This is a genomic window from Neorhizobium sp. SOG26 (assembly GCF_003491345.1).
In the GTDB taxonomy this organism is placed as follows: Bacteria; Pseudomonadota; Alphaproteobacteria; order Rhizobiales; family Rhizobiaceae; genus Neorhizobium; species Neorhizobium turbinariae.
Genome location: NZ_CP025513.1, coordinates 432,423 through 445,177, shown reverse-complemented (window position 1 = coordinate 445,177; position 12,755 = coordinate 432,423). Strand labels below are relative to the sequence as shown.

Sequence of the window (12,755 nt, the reverse complement as noted above, 5' to 3'; positions counted from 1 at the left end):
ATACAAACGTTCATGATCAGCGAAGGCAAGAACCTCCGCCGTGGTTGGACCACGGGCACCTGCGCGGCAGCAGCGACCAAGGCGGCATGTCAGGCTTTGCTCGAAGGCCATTTCCCCCCGATCGTGGAGGTTACGTTGCCGGGTGGGCAGAGGCCGGCATTTGTGCTGGCGCAGGAGACAATGGGTGCAGGATTTGCAACCGCTGGAATCGTCAAGGATGCCGGAGACGATCCTGATGTGACGCATGGAGCAATGATCTGCAGCACTGTACGCCGCAGCGACCATGGCTCCGGTATTACATTTCGAGCCGGCAAGGGAGTGGGGCGGATCACCCGTCCCGGATTGCCCTTGCCGCCGGGCGAGCCTGCGATCAACCCGGTGCCACGCAAGATGATCATCGCAGCGATTTCCGAAGTTGCCGGACCGCATGCCGACATGGAAGTCGAAATATCGGTCTTGGATGGCGAAAGACTCGCGGAAAAGACACTCAACCCGCGTCTTGGCATCATCGGCGGGATATCGATCCTTGGCACTACCGGGATCGTGATTCCGTTCTCCTGTTCTGCATGGATCCACTCGATCTGGCGGGGCATCGATGTCGCTCGGGCGGCTGGCGTCACTCACGTTGCCGGGGCGACCGGGAGTACATCCGAGCGTGCCGTTGCTGCGCACCATCACCTTCCCGAGATTGCCTTGATCGATATGGGCGATTTCATCGGTGGCATGCTGAAATATCTGCGCGATCACCCGGTGTCGCACGTCACGATCGCGGGAGGTGTTGCCAAGATGACGAAGCTCGCTCAGGGGATGCTCGATGTCCATTCCAAGCGCGGACTGGCTGACTTGGAAGCGCTTGCGCAAGTTGCACGTGACGGCGGCGCGGAGGAGGATCTTGCTCTTCAGATCGCGGCCGCCAACACTGTGGCTGGTGCATTTGAAATAGCCTTGGAGGCGGGTCTCGATCTGGGCGACCGGGTTGCGTCGCTTGCATGGACGACCGCGTCCAAGGTTCTGAACAGGCCTGACATCTCGCTCGAAGTCCTGGTGTTCGACCGTGAGGGCGGCCTTAGGGGATTGGCACCCTTCGCGCCAACCGGTCATTCAGAAGCCTCACAGTCTTGAGCCCACCCCGGGCGGAAGCGCCGGACGTAATCCGCATTGTAGAGCTGACTTTCGGGGAAGTTACCTGCGTCAAGGCTACGACCAACAAAGATCAGGGCTGTCCGCTCGACGGGCTCGGAGGCAAGTTTGGCCTCAATGTCTGCCAACGTGCCGCGGATGATCCGCTCCTCCGGCCAACTGGCCTTCACGACAATCGCGACTGGGCATGCGGCGCCGTAGTATGGAATGAGTTCTTCAACGATACGGCCCATGACATGTACGGCAAGATGAACAGCAAGCGTTGCGCCCGTTGCCGCGAAGGCTGCAAGCGTCTCACTCTCCGGCATCGGGGAAGCGCGGCCGGAGGTGCGAGTGAGGACAAGACTCTGCGCGAGCTCAGGGATCGTCAGCTCTTGTCGGAGTGCCGCGGCGGCGGCTGCGAAAGATGGAACCCCCGGGGTCATCGTAAAGTCGATGCCGTGTCGTTCCAACCTGCGTATCTGTTCCGCCACCGCACTCCATACCGAAAGATCGCCTGAATGCAGCCGCGCCACATCCTTTCCTTGGCGATGTGCCTTCAAGAACTCATCTTCGATATCTTCCAGCGACAGCGAACCAGTATCCACGATGCGTGCGCCCGGGGGACAGTACTCGATGAGTTCCCGCGGCATGATTGAGCCGGCATAGAGGCAGACAGGCGAGCGGGCAATGAGGTCGCGGCCGCGCACGGTGATGAGGTCGGCGGCTCCGGGTCCCGCTCCGATGAAATGGACAGTCATTGAGCCTCCGCCGACTGGGCTAGTGCACACGTGGCGCGTTTGGTTACTATGCGGGTTGCAATCAGGAGAGCGCTGGCGCCTGCCACGGCAAGCGCTGCTGCTTCTGAGAGGCTGGTCGATTGTGTGTGTGCGAGGCTCTGGCGGGAGATTGTGTGAGTTCGCGGCGCAGATGCCCTCAGTTCCTCGTCTCCTACTATGTGAAGCGGCAAACCGAGGCGCTGTGCAAGGTCTATTAAGCCCGTTTCGTTCGCCTTGATCCGTCCTGTGGCCAAGGCGCGAATAGAAGCAGGATCGATGCGGGCGCGATCACAGGCCGAAAGCAGTGCGGCTTCGAGTTCATTCACGGGCGTTCCGCGCCTGCAGCCCATCCCGGCCACGATCATTGTTGCTCCTCCGTCTTCTGCCAGATCCATTGCGTCACTGGCATTGCTACCTTCCAGCCTTGCATTGAACCCACCGGCTCCACCCGGCTAACCTGCAGGCGGATGAATTGGCCCCCTAGCCGCGCGTGTGCGGCAAGCAGAACTGTCTCCATCTCAAGTGTCACGGCATTTGCCACCAGCCGCCCTTCGGGCTTCAGTCGTGCCGCAGCCGCTTCGAGTAAGCCGTTCTCGCTGCCGCCACCGCCGATGAAGATTGCATCTGGATCGTCAAGGTCGGTAAGGACCCCTGGAGCGGTGCCTTCAACGACCTTGAGATCCGGTACTCCACAGGTTTGAGCATTCCGACACGCGCGTGCTGCCCGGACTGGATTCCTTTCTACTGCAATGGCTCGCATCGACGGATGCCGCAACATCCATTCTATCCCGATCGATCCTGAGCCTGCGCCGATGTCCCATAACAACTCGCCACGGCGGGGAGCGAGGGCCGAAAGCGTCACGGCACGGACTTCGCGTTTTGTAATCTGACCATCGTGCTCGAACAGATCGTCGTCGAGGCCGTTCGAAAGGGGCAAGATACGCCCTGTTCCGTACAACTCAATCGCGACGACGTTTAGTTCATTAATATCGTCGAACCGAAACTCCGATGCCCGAGATGTTCGCAAGCGCTCCTTGTCGCCGCCAATCGCCTCAAGAACCGTCATTCGGGACTTTCCAAACCCATTTTCGCAGAGCAAGTGTGAAATGGCTGCAGGGCCCTGGCCATCGGATGTCAGTGCCATCACCCGACGGCCTGGATGCAGGAGCGGACGGATCAGGTCGATTGGACGGCCATGAAGCGAAACGGCTTCTACGTCCTGAAGTGGCCAGCCGAGCCTCGATGCTGCAAGCGAGAAGGCTGATGGAGCGGGAAACGCCGCGTATTCGCTGGCAGGTACGAGTTTGGCTAAAGTAACCCCGACGCCGAACAAGAAAGGGTCGCCAGAAGCAAGCACGCAGACCGGCTGCTGCCTCAGCGCCATCACGTCAGCCATTGTTACATCGAATGGCGTTCCCCATGCTCGCGCCTCGCCAGAAATCAAAGGTGATGCAAGTTCGAGGTGTCTCCGGCCTCCAAAGACTACACGAGCAGAAGATATAGCTCGCTTTGCACCGTCACCTAGTCCAAGAACACCATTCTCGCCGATCCCAACGATGGACAGCCAGCGGGTCAACGGTGCATGGTCGCGGTTCGACTCAGGAGACATTGTGAAGTACCCCATCCTCATACTTGGCGGAACGGCGGAGGCGCGCCGGATCGCGGACCTGCTGGGTGCGGACCGGCGATACGCTGTGCAACTCTCGTTGGCGGGCCGCACCCGATCCCCCGCGGAGCATACCGTCCCCTTGCGGGTTGGCGGTTTCGGGGGGGTGGAAGGACTGGCGCGCTATCTTCGTGCCCAAGATTTTGTCATGCTGGTGGATGCAACACATCCCTATGCTGCGCAGATTTCCGCCAATGCGGCGCTTGCATCGAAGCTTTCGGGTGTCCCGTTGATCGCGTTGCGGCGCGCACCATGGAGCCCTCAGATTGGCGACCGATGGCGGACCACCAGCAGTGTCAGTGATGCCGTCGCGGTGTTGGGACCAAGCCCCCGTCGCGTTTTCCTGACGCTTGGCCGACAGGACTTGCTGCCGTTCGAGGCGGCACCGCAGCACCGCTACGTGATTCGCAGCGTCGATCCGGTGGACCCGCCGCTCAAGGTTCCTCAGGCTGTCTATTTTACCGGCCGCGGCCCCTTCAAGGAAGCTGAAGAGGAGGGACTGTTGCTCGAGCACGACATCGATGTTGTCATCGCGAAGAACAGCGGCGGCCCTGCGAGCTATGGTAAAATCGCGGCGGCCCGGAAGCTTGGAATAGAGGTTGTGCTGATTGATCGGCCATCGCTGCCGGAGGTTCTCAAAGTCGGATCCGTGGATGAATTGGTGCGCTATCTCGCTCATGCTTTCCCGCCTGTGTAGCTGCGGGGAGAATAGACCAGAGGCTGCCTGTCACCTCGCCTGATTAACCGCGTTTCCGCCGAGCCGATAATGATGCACGTCGCCATGTCGGCCATGTCACTGGTCGCATCCGCGAGCGGGAGGATCCGAATAGATTCGTTTGGCCGGCCGGCTGCGCGGCCGAAGATCACCGGTACATCGGCTGGCAAATGGCGACGCAGAAGATCAAGCGCTTCGCTGAGCTGATGCGGACGGGCTTTGCTGACAGGGTTGTAGAAGGCGATGACGAAGCCGGCCTCTGCCGCAGCAGTAATACGCTTTTCGATGATCGCCCAAGGCTTCAGGTTGGTCGAGAGAGAAATGGCACAGAAGTCGTGCCCCAGAGGCGCGCCGGCCTTGGCAGCAACGGCAAGCATGGCTGTGACGCCCGGAACAACAAGAACCTCGAGATCTCTCCAGTCCGAGGGTCCTTCTTCGATTGCCTCACAGACGGCAGCCGCCATGGCGAAAACGCCAGGATCGCCGCCGGAGACGACGCAGACTTTTCCACCTGCGATGGCCATCTGCAACGCCGCCCTGGCGCGGGCCAGCTCCTCGCGGTTGTCCGAAGCGTGGCGGCGCTGGTCGGGACGAAGGGAGAGCCGATCAAGATACGGGAAATAGCCAAAGAAATCCTCAGCAGCGGCAACGGCCGCCGCTGCCTCCGGCGTCATCTGCTCCGGATTACCAGGGCCAAGCCCTACCACAGTCAATGATCCGGCAGCCGATCTGTTCATGGTCGCGTATTCCAGCCAGGGACCAGCACGATTGAGAAGTACGGCGCAGGGCTCTCGTCGCGTGTTTCCAGCGGTTGCGCGCTTCCGCTGGCCATCGTACCGCGTTCCACATAAAGAGCGCCTTGAAGTTTGCCGGCCGCTTGCAAGGCCCGACGAATTTTCGGCAGGTTGCGGCCTACCTTCATGATCACGGCACCATGAGTATCAAGCAGCCGACTTGTCAGCGCCTCTTCAGGCAGAGTCCCCGGCAGGATGCTCAATACGTCATCTCCCTGCACCAGAGGTAGTCCTGCCATTGACCAGCAGCCGGACATCGCGGTTACGCCTGCTACGACTTGGGTCGCATATCGGGAGGCAAGGCGAACATGTAGATGCATGTAGGAGCCATAGAACAACGGATCTCCTTCGCTCAGAACGGCGACCGTGCGTCCCTCATCCAGATGATGGGAAATTTTAGCGGCTGAACGATCAAAGAACTCTGCAATGGAGCGCAGATAGTCGGGCTCATCCTTCTGCGTCTCGACCGTAACCGGATAAACCAGCGGCATTTCTATGATTTCTGGTCGAATGTGCGCGTCGACAATTGCGCGCGCGTTCCCCTTGCTACCTTTCTTGCAGAAGAAGGCGACCACATCGGCCTCCTGAAGAGCTTTGACCGCCTTGAGTGTCACCAATTCCGGATCGCCGGGACCTGTGCCAACGCCCAACAACTTCCCTGTCGTACTTGAAGTCACAAACCAGCCCTCGCGAGCGCATTGATTGCTGCAGCCGTCATTGCCGATCCCCCCATACGTCCGCGCACGACAGCATAAGGAATCCCGAACGAGTGGGCGATCAAGGCATCTTTTGATTCTGCTGCGCCGACAAAGCCTAGAGGCATGCCAATTATGGCGGCGGGGCGAGGTGCTCCGGCATCGAGTAGTTCGAGAAGTCGAAAGAGAGCAGTCGGAGCGTTTCCGATTGCGACGAGCGCGCCGCCCATTCCGTCCCATAGATTGAGTGCTGCGGCCGACCGCGTATTCCCGATAGTACGCGCAATCTCGACCGTCCTGCCATCACGCAAGGTGCAGATGACCGGGTTGTCGGCTGGGAGACGAGCGCGGGTAATGCCGTGAGCCACCATTTCTGCATCGCAGAAGATCGGCGCGCCAGCATGCAACGCTCCGCGAGCCTTGGCAACGAAGTCGGCAGAGAAAAGAAAATGTTCCGCAGCCCCGACGAGTCCGCAGGCATGGATCATCCGAACGGCGATGTCGGCCTGTTCTTCGGTGAAGGCAGAGAGATCCGCCTCCTTGCGAATGATATTGAAGGACTGCCGGTAAATAGCATCACCTTCACGGATGTAGTCGTATGAGATCATAAACGTCCTGACATGGTATTGGCGGCTAGCGCAGTTGGACCTAGCCGGGAAAGGCAGGCAGCAGAGCTTTCCCCCTCGCGCTTCTCACGCTTGAGAAAAGTGGCGAGCTGACGGAGCGCGGACTGCGTCTCTGTTCTTGATATGGTAAGAAAAGGACGATCGGCTGCGCGACCAGAGATGAAGGAGATGCCGGTGGCTGTACCGCAAAGGGCAAGAGGGGAAGGCTGAGGATGGGCGCACCCCTTTGGGCAGCCGGTGACATGTAGCTTGAAGGATCCGTCGAGCAGATCCGCAAATTCTGCCAGGACACCGGCGGCCAGACTGTGAGTTGGGATTGCTGCTGACGCGCAGGCGGGACTGCCTGAGCACACTGCGATAGCGCCTCGGGGATCTAGTGGAGCAACTACGAACTCCCGCTGTTCGGCGAAATCGAGCAATGCCTTGCAGGACTGAGACTTACCAAGGAAAAGCACCGAACGTTCGATTGTGGGCTGAACGAGATCGATATGCAGGTCGTTCGCCTTGGCACAAAGCTCACGAAGCCGCTCCGCTGCAATCTGGCCGAATGGGAGGCCGATTCCGACTGCGGACCTCCCGTCCACCAAGGGCCGAATTCCAAAAGGGGGTGTTGCTTCTGTTGAGACCGTGCTGTCGGGGAGGGCCCCGGCGAGATCTCGGCCTCGCGCATCTGGTCCTATCGCTGCCAGCATCTTTAGCAGTCTCGACACCTCCGCTACGGCGTCGCCGCCGCTCATGGTGGCGTGGATGCGGCCGGACACTTCTGTGCCGCCGAGCATGATCGTCCAGCCACCACCTTCCTCATGCGGATTGGCTACAAGTCTGATGTCGGCCAGCAGGTTTGACAACCGCACCTGTCCCCCACCATCGACGACCACAGACATTTTTGGAGCAAGACCTTCGATGCCCCTGCAGCCTTCTCTGATGGCCGCTGCAAGCTCACGGGGATCGGCAATCTCCGTAGCATCCAATCCCGCAAGGGGGGGGTGTTCTACGGCGAGATCTTCCCGTACCGGCAATCCCAGTGCCCGCACGTCTTGGTCTAGTAGCCGTGCTGAAGCATCGCTGAGACCACGGATCTGTAGATTTCCACGTGACGAGATATCGATGATGCCATTCCCGTGGCGGCTCGCGAGCACGCACAACTGCGACAGTTGCCCTGTACTGATACGATCGATTAAGGCGATACGCGCAAGCAGTCCATCACCGGTGCTCATAGGAGAAGACAGGGCAGGGCAGGCTCCACGTCGCAAGCCGCTCTTGTTCGACTCTTGAAAGATCGCTGTCATGCCGCCCTCCCGGGAGCAAGCATTTCCAGTTCCTCGTCTACCGCATTTCTGCGCGGGTGCCAAAGCCCGCGCTGCAGGGCGGAACGAAAACGATCTGCCATGTAACGTGCCCCTTCAGGATTCTGCGACAACAGGAAGTTTCGCACCTGCGGGTCTAGGACATAAGAGTCGTACGTCGCCTCAATCAGCGACTGGGGGATTGCGCAGGTGGTCTCCGCGAAGCCAATCAGCCGATCGACCGCCTCCACTAGCTCAGCAGCGCCGCGCGGTCCGTGCCGCATTTGGCCGGCAACGAAGCGCGGATTGACGACGCGAGCCCTGACCACACGCGTCACAGCTTCGGAAATGGAGCGCGCTTTCGGCTTGTTCGGGTTAGTGGTATCAAGCGCTATGACATCCGCTTTTCCACCCAGCGCCGCGACCGCCGCGGAAAAGCCGCCGATGAAAGACACATCAGCGGATCCATCAAGCAAGTCACGACCGGGATCATCACCGGTATGAACCAGCAAGTCGGCTTCGGCAACGCGATCAGCGAAATGTCCCACTGCTTCACGGGCGCGACCTTCCGCGCCCGTGAAGGCATGGCTTGTGTTATCCAGATAGGCCTGTCCCAATTCCTCGCGTTCATGCCAATCACCGCTGGATAGACGATCCTCGATACCCGCTCCGTAGGTGCCAGGTGCCGAGCCGAATATGCGGAGAGGCACCTGGCCTTGCCGTTCTGCCGCTTCGGCAAGCGGGTTATCACCTGGCGCTTCCCGGCGCTTCGCGATTGCGCGCGTCGCAGCGTCCAAAAGGGCAATGAGGGCGGGGAACATGTCGCGAAACAACCCCGATATCCTCAGCGTCACGTCGACCCGGGGGCGTCCGAGTTGAGCCGGCGGGATGATGTCGAGACCGGTTACGCGCCCGGTTTCGGGATCGTACGTCGGCCGTGCTCCCATAAGCGCAAGAACCTGCGCGACCTCTTCGCCGCCGCTGCGAAGCGACGCACTTCCCCAGAGGTCGAAGATGAGGCTTCTTGGCCATTCACCGTGATCCTGGAGGTATCGACGCAGCACCTCGTCTGCTGCCTGTTTGCCGAGTTCGTATGCCGTAGGGGTGGGAAGGGTACGAGGGTCGCTGGTATAGAGATTGCGGCCAGTGGGCATAACGTCACGGCGACCCCTCGCTGGTGCTCCTGAGGGACCCGGACGGATGTGCCGACCGTCCAAGGCCGCCAGTAAAGCCGCGCGTTCGCAAGCCACACTGGCAAGCCTCAGCCCATCGGTTTCGTCCCTAGCCGCAACGCCGAAGACATGCTGGCCGTCCTTGATCGAGAAATCCTTCAGATCGCACAGGAACGCATCGATCCTCGCGAGCGCAGTGTCGGGATCATCATCACGCGAGAAACCGGCTTCGGCACCAAGGCCGACTTCATGGGCTGTTTCAACTATCAACTGTGCAAGCCGATTTCGGCGCCGCCGATCCAGACCGTCGGCTTGTGCATATTCATCGACAAGCAGTTCCAGTTTCATGTGATCTTCCGTGAGACCGGCGCTGCTCAGCATCGGTGGCAGATGACCGATGGTCACCGCTCCGATCCGCCGTTTTGCCACCGCTGCTTCCCCGGGGTTGGAAACGATGAACGGATAGATGACAGGGAGGCCACCTAGCACGACTTCGGGAAAGCAGGACTTTGACAGCGCAACCGTCTTGCCGGGAAGCCATTCCAGTGTACCATGGGCACCGACATGAACCACGGCGTCGACATTGAGCGTCTGGCGTAGCCACATACCGAACGCAAGCAGGGAATGGCGAGGTGGGAGGTGCGGATCGTGATAATCGGCGCGTCGATTTGCGTGCCGGCCACGGTCAGGAGCGAGCGCAACGGTGACGTTCCCAAAGGTATGCGCGCGGAACCGGAAGACGCCTCCGGCTACGTCAGGATCATGCTCGCATGGACCCCATGCGGCTTCGGTTGCCTCTAAGGCGCCTGCAGGCAGCAGCTGCAAGCTGCGGATGTAGTCATCCAGCGCCAGCCCACCCTCGCACTCCAGCCGGCCCAAAAGATCGCGCGGGCTGCTGGGCTGAGTTGAAAGCCGATATCCTGCGGCTGCCAATGTATCCATAATCGAGAGCACGCTTTGCGGGACGTCCAGTCCAACGGCATAGCCGGTCCGGCCGGGAGCATTTGGATAGTCCGGCATGAGGATCGCTATCTTCCGCTCAGCCCGAGGCGTCCGCTGCATGCGCAGGAAGCTGCCGATCCTTTCAACGACGTGTTCAACTCGATCTAGTTCGGGTTGATTGAAGACACGCGACAACTCGGTACCTTGTTTGAAAGAGATGGCACCGGCGAGAATCCTGCCGTCCAATTCCGGGAGGAAGACGTGCATGGCGAGGTCGGATGGTCCAAGGCCGCGTTCATTACTCGACCACGCGTCCCGTGGCGTCGTTGCGACGACAATCTGGAACACAGGTGCGCCACAGATATCGAAAATAGTGTCGTTATTCACGTCCGCTCCCGCGGCAAAGGCCGTGGTCGACAAGATGGCCGCAGGATCGATCGCCTCCATAGCTGTCTGGACGAAGTCAAGACATTCTGGATCCTTCAAACTGCCGAGGAACAACGGTATGGGAACAAAGCCGCGTGCGGCTAGGCACTCGAACAGTTTGTCGATCGGAGACACATCATCGGCGAGCAGCATCGACCGATAGAAGAGAATTGGCAACCGCGGAGCGGAGCAGGGCTGATTGGCCAGTAGCGAGTCAAGCGCTACTATACCCGTGCCCGGGTGATAGAACCCGCTCTTGGGTACTTCTTGCGCAGGAACAAGGTCAATCACCTGATCACGTGCGAGCGCGTCCAGATGGCCTGCCAGCAGTAGCATGTTATTGCGCCCGCCCTGACGGAAGCAGGCAAGGATGGCAGCCAGTTGATCTGCGTTAACGGTGGATGCCGCTGCAAGACGATCGTCCCGAACACTGCATTCGCCGGGCAGAAGTGCCAGCTTGATATTTCTGGTTCTAGCGAGAGTTGCAAGTTGCTCCACACCATACTGCCACCGATCAAAGCCACCCAAGATGCGCACCAAGATCAGCTTGGCATGGACTGCCGTCTTGTCCAGCCACAAGTCAACCGACATCGGGTGGCGGAGATCGTTGAGGTTTGCCGTGCTGATAGATGTGGCGCCGCTCGCGGGCCAGGCAGAGGTGATGCTGTTGAGATCGCTGGGCGAGAAGGACAGGACCACCACATCAGCCGGTGCCTGTTTCAGGTCAACCGGCTCGATGAGGTCGTCAAGTGACGACGATGTGGTAGCAAGTATGTGCATAATGTCATTCTGGCCTTCAGGCCGCCAGCATTCTCTCGATTGCAGAACGGTCGATGCCTCTTTCACCGATCACGACGAGCCGCGTTTGGCGCGTTTCCCCAGGCGCCCAAACGCGATCGAAATAGTGGTTGACGCGTGAGCCTACCGCCTGAACCTGCAAGCGCATCGGCTTGTTCGCGACGTTTACGAAACCCTTCACGCGCAACACGCCCTTTGCCTCTGCAGTCTCGGCGATCCGCTTGGCAAGATCCTCTGCATCGGCAACTGCAGGCAGATCCAACACGAAGCTCTCGAAGTCATCGTGGTCGTGATCAAGTTCATCATCGTGATGTGTCCTGCGGCTCTCGATATCATCCTCAACCGCCAGTTCCAGTCCGACAAGAACGCCTGGATCGATCGAACTATGGGCGGACGCAACGATCTTCACGGCGCGGGGCAGGTGTGCCGCCACGCGCGACTTTGCCCTTGTAAGGGCGCCCAGATCGAGCAGGTCGGTTTTGGTAAGCACAATCAGGTCGGCGCAGGCGATTTGGTCATCGAAGACTTCTTCGACTGGATCGTCGTGATCGATGGACCCGTCGGCCTGGCGCTGTGCTTCAAGAGCGTCGTGATCACTGGCAACGCGCCCTTCAGCCAAAGCAACCCCGTCCACGACGGCCACAACGGCGTCCACCGTAACACGGGCTTTCACTGCAGGCCAATTGAAGGCCTGAACGAGCGGCTTCGGCAGAGCAAGTCCAGACGTCTCGATTAGGATGTAATCTACGCGGGGTCTGAGGGATAAGATCTGGTTGATCGCCGGTACGAAGTCATCTGCTACCGTGCAGCAGATGCAGCCATTCGCGAGTTCGATAATGTTTTCGTCGGGGCAGCTTTCGATGGCGCAGCCCTTCAAGACCTCGCCATCGATCCCAACGTCGCCGAACTCGTTGACAATGATGGCAACGCGCTTACCTGGGAGCTTCTCCATGAGGTGTCGAATAAGCGTTGTCTTTCCCGCTCCAAGGAAACCGGTCACGACTGTACACGGCACACGATCAACATCGATGGTCATTGGGGCAAGTCCTCATGATGATGGAAAGGAGGGATGCGAGCTGTCATACCTTTGCCGCGGAGACAGGAGGGCCGACCGCGCAAGGGCAGAAAGCCGCGTTCATCCTGAGCGAGCATCATGGCGCCATGGACGATGTCATCAACGTTCCCAAGGGCAAGGTGACCGAACACGTAAGACCATCCGGAGCGGTGCCTGAAGGCTGCGCTCGGACTTTTCTCGCAGTTGGCGAGGCAGGTCACAGGCTTCACCGAAAGTGGCAGATGTGCAGTTGCCTGTCGCAGCGCGTGGATCAGTCCGATCCCGGGCCGCGAGTCATCCTCGGACCCTGCACGGCAGTTTGTGCACACGAAGATCGTTACATCGGGTTCAATGTTAGGCTGATCGTTGATCAATGCCGCGTTCCAACTCAACTGAATGTGGGGCGCGGAGGCAGACTCGCACTTACGGATCTGCCATCGTGATCGTCGCTTCCACCGGAGCACCCCGCCCGGCAAAGCACAGCATCTCAACGGCAGGTCTCCTGGCTCGCGGGTCATTGCTCTCAAACCAGCCTTCCCGGGTGTCTCCCAGTGGCCTTATGGCTGAAGCTATCCGCTTACAGTTGCGGGGGCAGCCGCGGCATTGATCCAAATTGAATCGCACCGCATTCCCTTTTCGTCCCTCCCGTTGCCGGAAAGGAACCGTCAGCATTTCAGTAAGCC

At 59.8% G+C, this 12,755-nt stretch carries 12 protein-coding genes and 1 riboswitch; of the genes, 2 read left to right on the top strand and 10 right to left on the bottom strand.

Going from position 1 to position 12,755, the window contains the following annotated elements:
* Positions 1–12: 12 nt before the first annotated feature.
* Positions 13–1,122 carry a cobalt-precorrin-5B (C(1))-methyltransferase gene (locus tag CYG48_RS18645; RefSeq protein WP_118852846.1) on the top strand — a complete coding sequence of 370 codons (1,110 nt, stop codon included), beginning with the start codon at positions 13–15 and terminating at the stop codon, positions 1,120–1,122.
* Here CYG48_RS18645 and cobM read toward each other — a convergent pair.
* The 3 genes from cobM to cbiE are packed head-to-tail and all read right to left on the bottom strand — an operon-like array spanning position 1,098 to position 3,507.
* Positions 1,098–1,880 carry a precorrin-4 C(11)-methyltransferase gene (gene cobM, locus CYG48_RS18640; protein WP_118852052.1) on the bottom strand — a complete coding sequence of 261 codons (783 nt, stop codon included), beginning with the start codon at positions 1,878–1,880 and terminating at the stop codon, positions 1,098–1,100. The two genes, CYG48_RS18645 and cobM, sit on opposite strands and share 25 nt — an antisense overlap.
* Positions 1,877–2,248, bottom strand: a complete 372-nt coding sequence (locus tag CYG48_RS22965) for a cobalamin biosynthesis protein (RefSeq protein WP_445304367.1) — start codon at positions 2,246–2,248, stop codon at positions 1,877–1,879. Before CYG48_RS22965 ends, cobM begins: the two co-directional genes overlap by 4 nt.
* A gap of 11 nt (positions 2,249–2,259) precedes the next feature.
* Entirely contained in the window at positions 2,260–3,507 is a 1,248-nt protein-coding gene (gene cbiE / locus CYG48_RS18630) for a precorrin-6y C5,15-methyltransferase (decarboxylating) subunit CbiE (RefSeq protein WP_445304364.1), read from the bottom strand.
* Between cbiE and CYG48_RS18625 the strand changes: the two genes are divergently transcribed.
* On the top strand, positions 3,455–4,261 hold the full coding sequence (locus tag CYG48_RS18625; protein WP_282571719.1) for a cobalt-precorrin-6A reductase: 807 nt from the start codon (positions 3,455–3,457) through the stop codon (positions 4,259–4,261). The genes cbiE and CYG48_RS18625 overlap by 53 nt on opposite strands.
* Here CYG48_RS18625 and CYG48_RS18620 read toward each other — a convergent pair.
* From CYG48_RS18620 to CYG48_RS22960, 7 genes are all read right to left on the bottom strand, one after another.
* Positions 4,240–5,016: a precorrin-3B C(17)-methyltransferase gene (locus tag CYG48_RS18620; RefSeq protein ID WP_118852049.1), complete on the bottom strand. Its 777-nt coding sequence runs from the start codon at positions 5,014–5,016 to the stop codon at positions 4,240–4,242. The two genes, CYG48_RS18625 and CYG48_RS18620, sit on opposite strands and share 22 nt — an antisense overlap.
* Positions 5,013–5,750 carry a precorrin-2 C(20)-methyltransferase gene (locus CYG48_RS18615; RefSeq protein WP_118852048.1) on the bottom strand — a complete coding sequence of 246 codons (738 nt, stop codon included), beginning with the start codon at positions 5,748–5,750 and terminating at the stop codon, positions 5,013–5,015. Before CYG48_RS18615 ends, CYG48_RS18620 begins: the two co-directional genes overlap by 4 nt.
* Positions 5,747–6,376: a precorrin-8X methylmutase gene (locus CYG48_RS18610; protein WP_118852047.1), complete on the bottom strand. Its 630-nt coding sequence runs from the start codon at positions 6,374–6,376 to the stop codon at positions 5,747–5,749. Before CYG48_RS18610 ends, CYG48_RS18615 begins: the two co-directional genes overlap by 4 nt.
* Positions 6,373–7,683: a precorrin-3B synthase gene (cobG, locus tag CYG48_RS18605; RefSeq protein WP_118852046.1), complete on the bottom strand. Its 1,311-nt coding sequence runs from the start codon at positions 7,681–7,683 to the stop codon at positions 6,373–6,375. The genes CYG48_RS18610 and cobG overlap by 4 nt, the downstream gene beginning before the upstream one ends.
* A complete protein-coding gene (gene cobN / locus CYG48_RS18600; protein ID WP_118852045.1) occupies positions 7,680–11,000 on the bottom strand; it encodes a cobaltochelatase subunit CobN in 3,321 nt (1,106 codons plus the stop codon). The genes cobG and cobN overlap by 4 nt, the downstream gene beginning before the upstream one ends.
* A gap of 16 nt (positions 11,001–11,016) precedes the next feature.
* The gene (gene cobW / locus CYG48_RS18595; protein WP_118852044.1) at positions 11,017–12,054 is read right to left on the bottom strand and encodes a cobalamin biosynthesis protein CobW; all 1,038 of its coding nucleotides are present in this window, start codon (positions 12,052–12,054) and stop codon (positions 11,017–11,019) included.
* Positions 12,051–12,590 carry a DUF1636 family protein gene (locus tag CYG48_RS22960; RefSeq protein WP_150132736.1) on the bottom strand — a complete coding sequence of 180 codons (540 nt, stop codon included), beginning with the start codon at positions 12,588–12,590 and terminating at the stop codon, positions 12,051–12,053. Before CYG48_RS22960 ends, cobW begins: the two co-directional genes overlap by 4 nt.
* Positions 12,548–12,754, bottom strand: a riboswitch (cobalamin riboswitch). Its footprint overlaps the gene before it by 43 nt.
* Position 12,755: the final 1 nt, after the last annotated feature.